The organism is uncultured Chloroflexus sp. (assembly GCF_937129525.1).
In the GTDB taxonomy this organism is placed as follows: domain Bacteria; phylum Chloroflexota; class Chloroflexia; order Chloroflexales; family Chloroflexaceae; genus Chloroflexus.
Map to the genome: position 1 here is coordinate 59,332 of NZ_CAKZNK010000108.1, position 16,359 is coordinate 75,690.

The window sequence follows — 16,359 nt, forward strand, 5'->3', positions numbered from 1 at the left end:
TCTGGGTAGCACAGCGGCGAGTGCGCAAACACTCGCCGCTCTGAGCCAGCTAACAAAATGAACCGGTACAATTACGCTCCGGCTGGCGCCGGCGAAGGTTGGCCACGATTGGAATGGGAGCCATTCTGATTGTTAGCCGGCGCCGGCATCCGACTCAAAGCGATTTTCAGCACTTCATCCATCGACGAAACCGGGATCAGGTTCAGCTCACGGCGCACCTTTTCCGGTAACTCGCTGATATCCTTGGCGTTTTCCTTCGGCAAAATGAAGGTGCGAATACCGGCGCGATGCGCTGCTAGCGTCTTCTCTTTGAGGCCGCCAATGCCCAACACCTTGCCACGCAGTGTCACCTCGCCGGTCATCGCCACATCGCGCCGCACTGGCGTCCCGGTGAGAGCACTGATGATCGCCGTAGTCAGGGTAATGCCTGCCGACGGACCATCTTTCGGCACTGCCCCTTCAGGAATATGAATGTGAATGTTCGTCTCTTCGAACATATTTGGATCGATGCCGAAGTCGGCTGCGCGCGAGCGCACATAACTGATCGCCGCCTGAGCGCTCTCTTTCATGACCTCGCCGAGCTGACCGGTCAGTTGCAACTGACCTTTGCCCTTAAACGGCAACACTTCGATGCTGAGAATATCGCCACCGGCACTCGTCCAGGCCACGCCGGTCGCCACACCCACTTCGTCCTGTTCTTCGGCCAGACCGAAGGTATAGCGCTCTGGGCCAAGATACTTCACGACTTCCGCCGCATCGATCACAAACTTCGATGGCGTTTCGCCGGTCGCTTCCGTCTGCTCGGCAACCTGCCGCGCCACCTTGCGGCAGAGGCTGGCGATTTCGCGTTCGAGATTGCGCACACCGGCTTCGCGAGTGTACTCGCGGATCAGTTTGATAATGGCGTCCTCGGTAAACTCAATCTGATCTTCGGTTAGACCGTGAAACTCCCGCTGCTTGGGAATGAGGAAGCCACGCGCGATCTCCATCTTCTCATCCTCGGTATAGCCACCGATCTCGATAATCTCCATGCGGTCACGCAGTGGTAACGGGATCGGTTCGAGCTGATTGGCTGTAGCGATGAAGATCACCTTGCTCAGATCGAACGGGATTTCGAGGTAGTGATCGCTGAAAGCGTTATTTTGCTCAGGATCGAGCACCTCGAGCAGGGCTGAAGTCGGATCGCCGCGGAAATCGATCCCAATCTTGTCCACTTCATCGAGGATGTAGACCGGACTCTTCGATTTAACATTTTTCATGGCCTGAATAATCCGACCGGGCAAGGCGCCGATATAGGTGCGGCGATGACCGCGGATCTCGGCTTCATCACGCACGCCGCCAAGGCTGGTTCGCACAAACTTGCGGCCCAAGGCGCGCGCAATACTGCGCCCCAGACTGGTCTTGCCGACACCGGGCGGGCCAACAAAACAGAGGATCGGCGAGCGTAACTTATCGCCGGCCAGCTTCCGCACGGCCAGATATTCAAGGATCCGCTCTTTGACCTTTTCCAGGCCATAATGATCGGCGTCAAGCACCTTTTGCGCTTCGGTAATGCTGATTTCCGGCAACTCCTCATCAGCCCAAGGCAACGAGAGGATCCAGTCGAGATAGGTGCGAATGACCCCGGACTCGGGATTATTCATCCCTTGCTGAGCGAGCCGCTTAAGTTCGTGGAGAGCCTGGTTCTTGACATACTCAGGCGCATTCAATTCATTGATCCGACGGCGCAGCTCGTCGATGGGATCGTCACCCTCCTCGTCTTCACCCAACTCACGACGGATAACCCGCAACTGCTCGCGCAAGAAATATTCACGCTGGCTCTGATCGAGCACCTCTTTGGTATCTTGCTGAATCTTGACGCGCAGCTTGAGCAGCTCGAGCTGGCGGGCCAGCACAAAATACGCTTTGCGCAAACGCTCGACCGGATCGAGCGTATTGAGAATCTCTAATCGATCCTTGAAATCAAACGCCGGCCCCCAGGTGACAATATCGGCCAGATGGCCAGGTCGATCAATGCGATGCACGAACTGCACTGCCTCTTGCGGCACTTCGCCGAGATGCTCGACGAACTCATCGACCTGTTGCTTGACCGTCTCCATGAGCGCGTCAACTTCGAGGCCGCTCACCACCGGATCGGTCACCGGACGACAGCGCACCCGGTAGAATGGGGTGATCTGTACCGCTTCGATAATTTGCGCCCGACTCTTTCCTTCAAGGATTACGCGGGCTGTACCATCATTTAATTTGGCAAATTCTTGCAATTCGGCGATCACACCAATTGGTGGCAGATTTTGCGGTTGATTGCTCTTGTACCCTTCGAGCTGATGCTCACGGACAAAAATCAGCAATACGTCGCGATCTTCTTCCCATGCCCGTTCCATTGCCCGGTAGGATTTGCCCTGGGGCACCTGTAACGGGATGGTCATATGCGGCATAATGACCATTTCGCCGAGTACAACCATCGGCAGACGGCGCTCCGGCTCTTCAAATGGATTATCATGCTCTTCAGGCAAATCATCGAACAGTGACATTGGCTCATTCATAGTCTGTGTATCTCCCACGTTCAGGTTGAACGGTGCTTATGCTCGTTCCTCAATCAGCAGCGAGCGCCGGTATTGGTTCGCGGAATTGCAACCTGTACAACCGCGCATAAATTCCGTCGCGAGCCAGTAATTCACGATGCGTTCCTACCTCCATCACTTCACCTGCCACAACCACCACAATCCGATTGGCCCGTTGCACTGTGCTAAGTCGGTGTGCAATCACGATGCTAGTGCGACCAGCCATCAACCGTTCTAGCGCCTCTTGAACGAGACGTTCACTTTCGCTATCGAGCGAACTGGTAGCTTCGTCAAGGATCAAGATGCGCGGGTCTTTCAAAATAGCGCGCGCAATCGCGATACGCTGACGTTGCCCACCGCTCAAGCGCACACCCCGTTCGCCAACCGGCGTATCATAGCCTTCCGGCAACTGGCAGATGAATTCATGCGCATTCGCCATACGCGCCGCTGCTTCAATCTCAGCCTCACTCGCATCGAGGCGGCCATAGCGAATGTTATCGCGAATACTACCGCTGAAGAGTAATGTCTCTTGCGGCACAATTCCGATTTGCGAGCGCAACGAGTGCAGTTGCACCCGCCGCACATCGTAGTCATCGATCAGCACACTGCCGGCCTGCACGTCGTAGAAGCGCGGGATCAGGTTGACAATCGTGCTCTTGCCGGCGCCGCTTGGCCCGACCAGCGCAACCATTTCACCCGGTTCGATCACCAGCGAGAAGTTGCGTAACACAATCGGGGCTGATGGATGATCGCTGGCGCGCTGATAGGCAAACGACACCTCGCGAAACTCTACCCGACCCTGCACTAGCGGCAGTGGCACCGCGTCGGGGGCGTCGAACACAGTCGGCTGCTGGTCGAGCAACTCAAATACGCGCGTCACTGCGCCAAGAGCTTCTTGCAACTGCCCAAACAGACCGGCGAAGGCTCCCATCGATCCGGCAACCATGCCGGCGTAGAAGAGGAAGGCAACCAGATCGCCCGGCGTCAGCGAGCCGATGCTGACCAGATAACTGCCGGCAACCAGCATGCCGATCAGGGCAGCCCATACCGTCAACGACATCGCTGGCTGGAACAGGGCGCGCACCCGCGCCCGCTTCATGGCAACGGCAAAGGTTGCTTCGATAGCGGCGCGAAACCGCTCAACTTCATACGGCTCACGTTCGAACGAGCGCACAACCCGCACCCCGGCTACCGTCTCCTCGAGGATGCTGGTAGCATCGGCCAGGCGGTCTTGCACTGCGGTCGAGATGCGCCGAAGCCAGCGTCCGAAGAATACTGCAATCAGCACCAGCGCAGGCACGAGCACGAGCGCCAGGCCACTAAGCTGCCAGGAGACGATAAGCATCAGGACAACAGCGCCAACGAGCTGGATCACGCCCTGCAATAGCGTTGCCAGACTGGTGGTTACGGTCGATTGAATCAACGTTACATCATTGGTAATCCGCGATGTAATCTCACCGGTGCGAGATTGCTCAAAGAAAGCCAGATCGAGTCGCTGCAACTGCTGGTACGCGACCAGTCGGAGATCGGTCACAACTCGTTCGCCGACAAACGTCAAACTGTAGGTCTGGATCAGGCCGGTGATTGCCTGACCAATCGCTACCAGACCTAGCAAGAGAACAATCTGCGCAATCGGCAAGATCTGATCGCCGGTAATCTGGTTAACCATCTGGCCAATCGCCAATGGCATCACCAGCCCCAGTCCGGCTCCGAGCACCATTGCAATGAACGCCGCTGTCATCCAGCCACGGTACGGGCGTAGATAGCTGAGCAGACGCGTCCAGCTTACGCCTTTTGGCAGCGCAGGCGGAAGGGCAGATTGCCATCGTAATCGCACCAAGTGTATCTCCTCGCGCGAACGCCTGTACCTGGCGCTCGTCACCGCATCATCAAGCCAACCGTCCCGTCTCACTCCGTTCCAACACCCGTACCATTCCGGCCAGCACTCCCTCGAGTAGTTCTAGCAACCGTTCAGCATCAGCCGCCGGCAGATGACCAAGCGCAGCATGGATCTGTTCGCGGCGGGCCTGCCGAATAGCGGCAATCATAGCCAGCCCACGCGGCGTTACCTGCACCATTACCTGCCGGCGATCGCGTTCGTGCCGGGTACGCTCGACCAGTTGCTTGTCGAGCAGGCGATCCACAACGCCGGTCAGCGCTGCTGCCGACTGCTGTGTCGCCTCGGCCAGATCCGACATCTTGCATTCGCCGTTAGTTTGGGCAAGATGGAGCAAGGTATAGAACTGCGTCAAAGTGAGATTGAACCGATCGTCATCGAGCAATTGCACAAACTGACGCTGGGCGAGCCAGCTTATGCGTAGAATAGCTTGCTCGATGGCATCGAGTGTTGAATGCTCGCCAGGCAGGTTAGGCGTTTCCGATTCAGTCATGCGTTGCTCTAATGCTAGCGCGTATAGATATTTAACAATGTTGAGTATATCAGAAGCAAGTAAGTTTGTAAAGGGGAAACAAGATGATCATTCCCCACCCACCTGACACCAATCGACCATCGGCGACAAGCCTTAGCTGCACGCTACCAGGCAGACCAATGCGCGACTTGTGAACGGCAACCAGATAGTCGGATTGAGATCGAGCCGATGTGCGCCGGGTAATCCCCAGATGGTCGTTCCGCGCACATCAAGGCCGTTGACGCGGAAGGTTACCTGTCGCCCGGCCAGACCGCAGTTTTCCATTCCAGGCTGAGCGGCGGCAACGTCGATGACGTAACCGATCTGGCCATTGATCAGTTGTGTCTGGCCGCTGCCACAAACGGCGCCGTTGATCAGAGCCTCAACGGTCTGACCGGCGCTGAATGTAGTATTGCCGAGCGGCGCGATGTAACCGTAGTAGGTTGTGGGAGGTTGTGGCAGCGCCGATTGCAACGCGGGCGCACTGGCTGGCGCAGCAGCGCCGGTAGGACCAGGCTCGGTGACAAAGACCCAGTAGCCACGCCCATAGACGAGACTGGTCAGCGTATTGACGAAAGGAGCAAAGGCCAGCGTGACTGTCGGATCATACCGCAACCACCGGCTATTCACGTCATCGTAGCCGTACACGATGCGATAGTGGCGGGTATCGACATTGAGGCGATTGAAAGCGACCGGAACCGTTTCACCAGCCCAGGGGTAGGCAAGCAGGTTCCATCCAGGTGATGGCCGTAGCGTTGTGAGCAATGTATAGAAACCTGCTCCCGCCGAGTCGCCGGACAATTCACGTCGTTCGCGATCGCGCCGACGAACGACTATCTCGCGCCAGGTCTGTTCGGTTGGATTGTAGGTAAAGATGCTGAGGCCGCCAGCAGTGCCAGGCGGAAGACTGGCTTCATCGTAGCTGAGATTGATAGAGAAACCTTCAAGCTGCGTGACACTGACACCATTTAACCAGTACCCCGATCCAACCGGTTCTGTCCAGGGTGGAGGAGCAGCCGGCGGACGGGTAGCAGCCTGAAATGAGATGAGATCTCCCGGCCCGAATACCCCGTCAAGATCGTAAATCATGGCCTGCCCATCGAGCGAGGCGGGAGCATCCCTGGGACAGGTTTGCAAACGTGGATTGCATGGGCGACGCTGACTCAGCACAGGCGATTCACTATCGGCGAGACGCGGTGTGTCTTCAGGATAGTAGTAGAGACTGACATCGGTCACCGTTTCGCGACGTGGGGCCGGTTCATCCACCCAAAGTTGTAACAGGGCCTGATCAAATGGGGCCGGCACCATGATCTCGGCCTGGGCTGTCTCGCCGGTAATTGTCAGGGTAACAACTGCCGAGGGGGCGCCGTCAAGAGGGAAGAGGCGAGCGCGCAGTGGCGCATCGATCCCACCAACTCGCGCGATCACCCGAATCCGCTGACCATCGAGCGGCTCGATCCGAATGTCAGGTTGCCAGTCACTCCGCTCGGTGACGGTAAGAGTGGTTTGTCCCGCAACAATCGACTCGACGCATCCCAACCGACGCGCTGCCGGTTCGAACAGACAAAGCCGATCGCCGGGTCGAGCGCCGCGCGCTTCGAGCTGATCACGCACCGGCGCGCCAAGATCGATGAGCCGGTCGATAACTCCATTGCCATCATCATCGGTGAACAGAATACCGCGCGCGCTGCGGTCGGGTTGTAATCGGATCGTGTCGCTCCCAAACGCCAGCAGCAGACTGAAGGTGCTCTGCCGCACCGCGCGGACCCGCTCTGTCAACGGCATTTCGAGAATCTCGGTCAGGTTGACCGGCAACGTATTCGGGCCGGTGATCTGATTAAGGGTTGTCGGACGATACGCGGCAAGTGGCGGGTAGAAGGCGACAATCGTATCCCAATCGGCGCGACCGGTTTCAAGTTGCGAGAGGGTATTTGCGCACAACGTTTCCCAGGCGAGATTCTGCGGATGAAATTCCGATTCCTCTTCGCGGTAAGGATTGTTCATCGCGCCAGCGCAGCCATCAATGCCGACCAGAACCTTCCGCCCGCCAGCATTGTCAAAACCGATGTAATTGTCAGAGAGGAAGAAGAGGTAGTGCCCCAATTCGTGCGCCAGTGCCCGCGGCCAGTCTTCGCCAATCGTGCCGCGACTGGCGCCGTATTGATTCCATGTTGCGCCAATCCGCACTCGACCCGGATAGAAAACCTCTTCATCACCGTTGCCGTTCGTTGTGATAGTCGTCTGTTGTACGATCCCTCCGCGGTCAGAATTGGGACGCAACCGATTACTGGCATAGATCCGCACATCGGCCTGATTCCAGCGCTCACGGTTGTGAAAGAGCCGAACCCGCCCTAACGCGGCCTGGCCGTTCGTCCAATCGTAAAGTAGCTCAGAGACGCGATACAGATCGAAACTAAGCTGAGACAGGTAGCTGGTATCGTTGCGCGCATCCCATTCCAGCGACACATCAATATCGAATAGCAATAGCGGATTGGCTGCACTGGTACTGAAAGCATTGGCCACGCCATCGTTGACCGTGTCAAGTACAGGCGGATCGCCGGGGGTAAAGTTGGTGTAGTACAGCGGAATGTCGTTAATCAGCGCGCTGATACTCCACGACTCCAGAGCGCCGCCATCGAACGCAAAATCGTCTTCGATCACGAGTTGCCAGACCCCGGTGATCGGTTCGCTGCGCAGTTCGTCGAGCGGATCAATGGCACGTGAGACAGCGCCACCAACTGGGGGACAGCTTATGCCCGGCGCCGCATCGTTGAGGACCAACGCAAAACCGTCGGCAGCGCCGCATATGCCATCAAGCAGGCGAATCATTGTGCCAGATGGACTGATCAACGTCATCGACAGATCGCTGAAGTAGGTGTGAGTGCCGGTAATGGCAACTGTGTCGATAAACTGGATGATACCGGTTTGCGTGACTGTTAGCGTGGCTGTGATCCGATCCGGCTGATCGGCATCAATCGCGATCGGCCCATGCGTGCTGGCAAAAGCTCGCAACTCACCCACCGGCTCTAAAACAGCCACCCTGTCGTTATTATTGACGTAACCGGTCAAATTCACCGAACCGGCAGTATCGGTGCGAAGCGGTCGATCATCGTCGATAATGATCTGGCCTAACGCAGCGCTACCGGCAGGTTGGCGGAAGAACAGTGCGCCCCGCGCCGGCGCGCCGCTTGCTCCGGTCACCGAGGCTAAAACCGCTCCGCTCAATTCGTTTTGATAAATGCGAGCCGGCGCCCCAAACCGCACAACAGCGAGGTCGGGCATACTGCCTCCAACCAATTGCCCCCATACCAGGTTGCTGACATTGGTCGAGCGGTTCGCAAAGGTTTCGACCAGAGTGAAGCCACCGACACCGTTGTTGCGCAACAGATGTTCACCGATTGGCAGCGTTTGGATGACATCGCTGCGCGGCTCGCTGCTGAGCATGAGATCGAGCAAGCCATCACCATTGAAATCAGCAGCAGCGGCGGCAATAGCATTGATCCGTTGATCCGACACCCAGGATAGACTGAGGGTAAAGGGCACGTCGGATTGATGCAGGTAGAGGCGGTTGTTTTCGCGCACGCTGGCAATGAAGAGATCATTCCGGCCATTGCCGTCAAAATCAGCAGCCACAACTGCGCGCGTGTTGAAATTGATCGCATCGTCGATCCAGAACGGCGCTGAAGCAAAAAATGGCGCTACTAGTTGACCGGCAAAGATTCTGGTTGAGTCGTTACGCAGACCCACAACAAGATCGAGCTGGCTATCACCATTCATTTCCGCCAGCGCCAGGCTACTCACAGTAAATGTTCCCGGTACGACTACTGATGGAGTGTCTGGACCACCGGCCAAAATCGTTGTCCCAGAATAGAGGTAGATCGGCTCAAGCTCACCGCCGATAAGGAGGTCTGGCTCGCTATCGCCATCAATCTGCCCCCAGACAATGGTTTGGGCAAAAAAAGACTGTGTCACAAACTGAACCGTAACTGCGATGCCGCTGCTCAATGATGTCACTCGATACATCACACTCACATCACCATAGTTAGCTTCAGCCAGCAATAGCGCACCGCCACTCGTCACCGTCCAAGCCAGCGCAACCGTATCACGACCGATGGGAGCGCTCCACACCGGCGTAAAGACAGGCTGGCCACCGGCATTAAGCCCATCGTTGCGCCAGATTTGCGTTGGCGCATTCCGCCGCCCCACTGCCAGATCGTCATCGCCATCGGCATCAATATCGAACGCCGCAATGGCCGTGAAGGCATCGCTGACCGCCGATTGCCAGACCTGACGCAGCAGTCCAGCACGTTCCTGCCCATACAGCGGATGGGTGACACCACTGGCCAGGCTGATGAACAACAGCAAACACAACGCGCAGAAGTAACGAGTCATTGGATCCCCCTCCCACATCTTACGGCGCGACCGATCCACATACGGCCAGATCGGCGAGCTGATACCGCTCACACTCCGCGGCAGTGGGCTGACGACTCCGCGCCTGGGCCAGATCAAGCGCCTGGGCCAGATCGAGTGGCAGCCAGACAATGCTGCCATTGACGCTGGCAATAACGACTTCAGCGGGGCCACTGAATGCAATCGCTGCTGGAAGACTGTCGACTCCCATCCGAAGTTGTTCACGGCCACCGGAAACCTGCCAGATTTTGATCGTCTGATCGAAACCGGCGGTGGCAATGTGCATACCGGTAGAATCAAAAGCGAAATCGGCAATCCCACCGCGATGAGCTGCCGGAAAATCGCGCAATCGTAGTGTCGCGCTGTCACGCAATAGCAGCACACCTTCATTTGACTCACTGAGCGTCAATGAGCCATCAGGACTAAACTGGATGCGCCCATTGGCGCGCATATCGGTCGCCGTAACCAGGGGCTGCGCCGCGCGATAATCCCATATCGTGGTCAACCCATCGCGGCTGACCACCGCCAGCCATGGTTGGACGGGATGGATAGCGACGCCGGTAATAACATCGGGCTCACCGAAGATACTTAAATCGACGGTAGCGAACGGGCGTTCAGTCGATTCCTGCCAGCGCCAGAGGTACACCTGAGTCCGGCTACTGGTCAACAGCAAGGTGCCATCGGCGTTGAAAGCGACATTGCGCACCCGTCCTGGGTGGTTAATAACCGTCTGTAACCGCCCGCTCGCAACATCCCAAACACTGGCCTGACCATCAACGCTTGCCGCAGCCAACCAGCGCCCATCCGGACTAAACGCCAGCATATCGATCGCATCACTGTGATGAGGTAACTGGCGAGCCGGGCCAGCGGTGGTAGTGAACAGGGCGATAGAGCCATCTTCACCGCCTACCGCAACCCGGCTATGAGATGGATCGGCTGCCAGTGCCGTCGGCGTGAAGCGTTGCAGATCGCCAACCGTCCAAAAACGCACTGTGCCATCCAACGAAGCAGTCACTACTTCGCGTCCATCCGGCCACCAGCGCGCGCGACTGATCTGATCGGTATGACCACGCAGCACTGCTATCGTCTTGCCGTCGCGCAGGTCGATGAGGTAATCGTGACCTTCATTCGATCCGAGTAAAGCGATCGTACCATCAGAACTCAGCCACAGATCATTGATCGGAGCGGCAAATGTGGCCAGTACAAAACTGTCTTCACCGTTGGTTTCGAACAAACGAGAACCCGCAACCAGTGCCAGCGTGCCGGCTGGCGTGAAAGCCAGCGCACTGATCGGCTGAGTGCTTATGCGCTGGCGAACAATCAGTTCACCATCACTCAGGCGCCAGGTCAGCACATCGCCGGTCTGGCTGGCGGCTGCAATACGTGTGCCGGCAGGATCGATAGCGAGGCTCACCAGCGAATTGCTTGCTTCGCCGCCAATAACGATTTGTCGCCCACTTGAGAGATCCCAACGCCGCAACCAGCCATCATAGCCGGCGGTATACACAGCGCGACCATCAGGGCTAAATGCTACGGCCAGTAATCGCACACTGAGCGGGTCGGTCGGCGCAATCCCGGCAGTTGCCATCGGAACCATCCAGCGCTCGCTGCGATCAGGATGGGCTGTCTCCCACACCAGCAGCGTGCCGTCCCATGACACTGCAACCAGCCGGCTACCGTCAGCGCTGAAAGCCAGCGACGGGATCAGACTGGTAGCCGGCTCAATTCGCCAGCGCTGACCGGTCGCCCGCTCTACCAGCACAACTTCAGCCGGCATATTCTCAGGTTGCACTGCCGCAGCCCACCAGCGCCCATCATCACTAACGGCTAATGCAGTCACCGGCGCGCCAAGCTGAACCGTTTCGCGCGCGCGGGAAGCGGCCAGAGCTTGATAGAGCGACGCGATTGCCGTCAAATCGACCGGTTCGTTGCGTTCACGCTGCGCCAGAACAGCCTGTCGCGCCAGTAACAACGACAATTGCGGATCGACGGCCAGATTCAGCGTCGCTTCAGCAGCTAACTCACGCGCGCGCGCCAGGCGCGACAGCCGATCAGCTTCCTGGTAGGCAAAGAAGGCGGCGGCAGCGGCGATCACCATCACGACTGCCAGCGCCATCGCCACGACACCCAACCGGCGGATCAGGCGATCGCGCCGCCGATCGGCGTCGATCGCAGTCTGATAGGCGACACAGGCTGCCAGAAACTCTTCATCAACCGGCTCAACCTGCTCTGGATGGGAAGCAACCCATGCCTGCGCGGCCACAAGATCGGCATCGCGCAAGAGTAGACTCTCAGGACGATCGGTAGCAGCCCAAAGCGCAGCCTGACGTTGAAATGGCGCCAATCGCTCGCGCCAGGCCGCATTGTTCTGACGCACGGGTTCAATCAAGCGGTCGTGGGCCAGTTCATACCAGGTGAAATTGCGTCGCTGTTCGGCCCGGATCAAATAAGCGTTTAACAACGGTGGTAACGCCTCGTTCGGCAAGCCGGCGGTAACCCCTTCACCGCGCAACACCTGATTGCGAATGCCGGCGGCTGTAATCAACTGTTGGTCGAACCAATCGCGAATGACTCGCTCACGCACACCGCTAGCAGCGGCAGCGGCAGCTACTCGATCGGCGTAGTAATCAGCCAGCGCCTCATCAACCGAGCCAACTGTGCCAAGGGAGTCAACTGTAATAGCCGCGCCTTCCGGCGCGCCATCGGGAAACAGCCGTTGCCAGAGCCGATAACAGACAACCTGCAACTGCACTGGTTCTACGGTCGGGCCGAGCATGGTTGCCACCTGATCCGAAGCAAGCTGAACGCGCGACCGGCGCAAATCATCAACCAGACTCTGCGCTGCGGCGAGTTCAAACTCGACGCCGACATCCAGCGCCGGACGGCGAATGGCAGCCAGTGCTGCTTCCGTGCCAAGCAGGTCGAGGCGAAAAGTTGCGCGCAGCCGTGAGGGAAAGAAATGGGCATACTCCATAAGCTGAGCGAGATAGTCTTCCCGCGCGATAAATAATGCCCACAAATGACGATGACTACGCAGCAGATCGCCGACTGCGCGACAAAACTCTTCTTTGGCCGCTCGATTAAGCGGATCAACGGTCAGTAACTCTTCAAACTGATCAAAAATAATGACCGTATCATCAGGCGCGACCTGATCAGGCGGAACAATAAGTTCAACCAAAGAACGATCAAGCGCTTCATCACCGCCGAGCGAGAGAGCAACCGACGCCAGATAGCGGTTCGCAATCGGCAGCGCCTGATCGGCCAAAGCCAATCCAACCCGCGCGACAGGCAAAACGTGAAACTGGCGTGACTCAAGCGTTGGAATCAGGGCCGCCTGCACCAGTGAACTCTTGCCAGCGCCCGATGGCGAATAGAGCAAAACCAATCGTTCGGCCACCAGCAAACTGGTCAGATCGCGTAACTCTCGATCACGACCGTAGAGGCGATGCTCACGGGTAAAAGTGCGGGGTCCGAGGTATGGATTTTGTCGTGGCGCATTCATCAGAAACCACGCCGACGCCCAGATCGGCCAAGTTCAGCGAGGTGTTCGCTCAGGGAAAGACAGAAATCGCGTGGACTGCCCCAAAAGACACTGATAGCGGCTGTATCCTGAAAATAGGCTTCCAGATAGCGAATTGCCCGGTCAGGTTGCAACACCTGGTCTTCGCGCGGCATAAGCTGGCCGGCAACCTGCACGTACCGTCGCCGTCGCGATCCGCCGCGCAAAGGTTTGATCAGGCTGTGAAAGAGGGCGCGAAAGCTGATATCTTCTAACTCAAACCCAAGAAAAAGCAATGCGCTATCGGCCAATGCATCGCGCACAATGGCCGGAACCCGTTCGCGCTCTGCCGAAATATTGATGAGAAAATCAAAATAATCGTCTTCGGTCAATACCAGTGTCTCCAGTTGATCAAAACTCCCAAACAAGTGAAAGATGAGTGGTCGCTCGATACTGGGACGATACTCTGGCTCCCGTTCAAAGATCGAGGGCAACCGGTCGAGGTCATCATTCCAGCGACACAACTCAACAACCGGTTGCTTGCCCGCTTCCACCAGGGCATCGCATAGCATATGCGCGGCATTGGCCATAATGTAGATCGGGATCGGCTGAGCAGCCAGCACGCGATAGGGATCGAACGGATCACGCGCGCGTTCGTAACGACCAATCGCACTGAGCAACTCTCGCAAAGTGAGCTGATCAAGATCGGGTAACACCTCGCGGTATTCTTCAACTAATAACTGCTGGAACGTTTCCAGCAACAACCGACGGGGAAACCGATAATCGTACTTGATCGAGAGAAACTGCGCTACATAAGCCAGTTGTTCCCGTTCATGGATTTCCATCGGATAGTGATAGCGCTTGGCCCAATGCTGCGCAATCATACGGCTCATAGACATGCGCGTATCAACCAGATGCGGGCCGATGACCGGCGTGCAAATACCATCAGCCATATAACTGGCGATAGCTTCGATCTTTTCAGCCGTATCCTGCTCATCGGCAAAACCGGGCACATACCAGATCCGACCACTCTTCAGGCGAGAGTACAGCGCCGGCATCCAGTGATCGGGCAGATCACGCACTGCGCCGCGAGCTATCGCCATCGCCGCATCGATCAGGCCATCGCGCTGCAATTCCTGGCAGAACACCGGCACAAACTGCTCCACCAGTCGCATCGAGACATTGCCCTGCATCGCGATCACTGCCGGAACGCCCGCCTCGGCCAGGCGCGGCCCCAACGCAGACAGAGCGCCTTCATTGGCAGTCAGACCACCACCACTCTGGCAGGCAATCAACATAACCAGGCGAGGACGTTCGGAAAGTTCGCGCAGGCGTTGCGTGAAAACCTCTCCATTCACGCGCTCAAAAGAATTATCGGGCTTGACCAGCCAGAGATAGGTATTGTCGGCAACATAACTGCCGTGCGCCACCAGATAAACAATATCGAACGGTTGGCCAGCGCGAACCTCTGCGCGTAAGGTCTCGATAATCTGATCGAGTGTCGCTGCGCCAGGCTCAACCAGCTCAACCAGATCGAAACCGGCGAATCCGGCGCGCGCGCGGGCCAGTTCACCGGCCACATCGACCGGCGCCAGCCCAAATTGTTCGATACCAACCGGATGGGCAATCGCAATTAATACCCGTAAAGCGTTGCGCGAGCGAGCGCGGATCGGCTGCACATCATTGCTGGTCAAATAGCGCGAAAAGAAAAACTCCTCGCCCAACAACAACGGCTCACCATCGGGCATGCGCAACGTTTCCCAGCGCAAAGCGTGCAACTCAGCGGCACTCGGCGCAATGAAGAGCCGAAAGCGGATGGGGATTGGGCGACGACCGCGCCGGGCAAGCGCGCGCGCAGCGGTAAACTGGGCCAGAATCTCGCTCTCGCTAAACAACATTGCGCCCAGCGCTGTGCCATACGCCACCGGATCGGCAGCCAGTTCACGCAACTGTTCGAGATTGAACCGAATCGGATGTTCGCTGCTGCCTCGTTCAACCCGCACATCAGCGTCACTATCCGGATCGCTGAAAGATAATGTTACTGCGTAGCCAGAATGACCCAGACCACGCAAACTTAATTCGAGGTCAAGCAACCCATCCATGAGAAGCAAACTTTTTGCAAGTTAGGTAGTTTGCTCTTTAGTATAGCACCCGCCAGCCTGCACTGCAAGCTGTAGCAGGTGCATTCACCGACAAACAACGAGAATGAAATCAGCGGGAACGGGAATGAAGCAGTGAGGCTGTACCTGCCTCGCGATCAAAGGCAACTACGCGGCAACAATCAACGATGCGCCGCAGCAGTCGCAGGTGATGACAATCCCCGGCTTTGCTGCGGCGTTTGCAGCGAACGATTACCCAGACACAACAGTTGGTGATCCAGGACTGCTGCTAAGCCTATGGCGCAGCGATTGGCCAGTGAAACCAGGCCACAAAGAGATCGCCGTGCGGACGCGCGCCGACATAGCCGCCGGCAATCGCTGCCGAACCATTGGCTACACCGTAGGCATTGGCAACCAGCTCAGCGCAGATAGCCAGACCAAAACCGTGACCGCGACTGCCATCGCTGCTAAAGGAAAAACCACCGCGGAAGAGAGCGCTCCAGTGTTGACCGAAACGTTGCTCCAACGCGCTGCGCTGCAATGGATCGATTCGGTTCGCCACCACGATACGCAGACTCGGCGACTCACATTCAAAGAGAGGGAAGATACCGATCATCACCCGTTGATCAGCGCTATGGCGGGTGGCGTTGTTCACGAGGTTATAAACCACCCGATCGAGCGCGGAAAATTCGACACAACGGTCAGCCACCACGCCATCATAGCGGGCATCGACGACAATACTGGCCGATCCGTCGGGCAGGCGATAATCAGCCTGTTGCCACTTCTCGAGCAACAGATCCACGCCGTGAGCGCGTAATTCAACATCGCGCGCAGTGCGCTCAGGATCGAGATCAGGCAAACAGTTGCGCATGATCTTCAAATGATCGCGGGTAAGCAGATAGATCCGCTCAGTCTCAACCGGCAGCGACTGATCGGCTTCAAGCAACTGCAATTGCAATGCCAGCGCTTGCAACGAACCGCCTCGAATATCGTGGATCACCTGACCCAAAACCGGGTCATGGTGACTGAGCGAAATGCTGCGCAACTCATGAAGCAGATGGTGCCAGTCGGCATCGTGGAGAACCTGACGCAGTTCGTCATGATTGACCTGGCGTAACCGATCAAACCTGGCAAAAATATCGAGCAGGGTATCGTACAGTCGTCGCACAACCTGCTGTACCACCGGTGGCAAGGCAAGAATACTGGCGCTGCTCGCGCTGCGCACGAAGGGATCATGGCGCAAAAAGGGCAAATTACACGGTGCAAGAGCCTTGACAGTTTCATCGCTTAACGGGAATGCGCCGGTCATAAGAAGGATGCTCCTGAATGTTACATTGATTTGATCAATACACAGCTATGTTCTGCTGCATTAAACGATAGTA

The 16,359-nt window shown here is 57.2% G+C and carries 7 protein-coding genes; all 7 read right to left on the reverse strand.

Annotation, left to right across the window (positions count from 1 at the left end; all coding sequences use genetic code 11):
- Positions 1 to 71: 71 nt before the first annotated feature.
- Entirely contained in the window at positions 72 to 2,543 is a 2,472-nt protein-coding gene (lon, locus tag Q0650_RS13850; RefSeq protein ID WP_333691543.1) for an endopeptidase La, read from the reverse strand.
- A 49-nt stretch (positions 2,544 to 2,592) separates the two neighbouring features.
- Entirely contained in the window at positions 2,593 to 4,398 is a 1,806-nt protein-coding gene (locus Q0650_RS13855; protein ID WP_298819948.1) for an ABC transporter ATP-binding protein, read from the reverse strand.
- 52 nt (positions 4,399 to 4,450) lie between these two features.
- A complete protein-coding gene (locus Q0650_RS13860) occupies positions 4,451 to 4,951 on the reverse strand; it encodes a MarR family winged helix-turn-helix transcriptional regulator (RefSeq protein WP_298819950.1) in 501 nt (166 codons plus the stop codon).
- 132 nt (positions 4,952 to 5,083) lie between these two features.
- Positions 5,084 to 9,361 (reverse strand): FG-GAP-like repeat-containing protein, encoded by a 4,278-nt coding sequence (locus tag Q0650_RS13865; protein WP_298819952.1) that lies wholly within the window; start codon positions 9,359 to 9,361, stop codon positions 5,084 to 5,086.
- Positions 9,362 to 9,380: 19 nt separating this feature from the next.
- Positions 9,381 to 12,881 carry a hypothetical protein gene (locus Q0650_RS13870; protein ID WP_298819954.1) on the reverse strand — a complete coding sequence of 1,167 codons (3,501 nt, stop codon included), beginning with the start codon at positions 12,879 to 12,881 and terminating at the stop codon, positions 9,381 to 9,383.
- On the reverse strand, positions 12,881 to 14,980 hold the full coding sequence (locus Q0650_RS13875) for a CHAT domain-containing protein (protein ID WP_298819956.1): 2,100 nt from the start codon (positions 14,978 to 14,980) through the stop codon (positions 12,881 to 12,883). Before Q0650_RS13875 ends, Q0650_RS13870 begins: the two co-directional genes overlap by 1 nt.
- Before the next feature lie 292 nt (positions 14,981 to 15,272).
- A complete protein-coding gene (locus Q0650_RS13880) occupies positions 15,273 to 16,286 on the reverse strand; it encodes an ATP-binding protein (RefSeq protein ID WP_298819958.1) in 1,014 nt (337 codons plus the stop codon).
- Positions 16,287 to 16,359: the final 73 nt, after the last annotated feature.

Coding starts and splice junctions, on each gene's coding strand:
- Q0650_RS13880 (WP_298819958.1), bottom strand. CDS start 16,286: ATGACCGGCGCATTCCCGTTAAGCGATGAAACTGTCAAGGCTCTTGCA.
- Q0650_RS13870 (WP_298819954.1), bottom strand. CDS start 12,881: ATGAATGCGCCACGACAAAATCCATACCTCGGACCCCGCACTTTTACC.
- Q0650_RS13860 (WP_298819950.1), bottom strand. CDS start 4,951: ATGACTGAATCGGAAACGCCTAACCTGCCTGGCGAGCATTCAACACTC.
- lon (WP_333691543.1), bottom strand. CDS start 2,543: ATGAATGAGCCAATGTCACTGTTCGATGATTTGCCTGAAGAGCATGAT.
- Q0650_RS13865 (WP_298819952.1), bottom strand. CDS start 9,361: ATGACTCGTTACTTCTGCGCGTTGTGTTTGCTGTTGTTCATCAGCCTG.
- Q0650_RS13875 (WP_298819956.1), bottom strand. CDS start 14,980: ATGGATGGGTTGCTTGACCTCGAATTAAGTTTGCGTGGTCTGGGTCAT.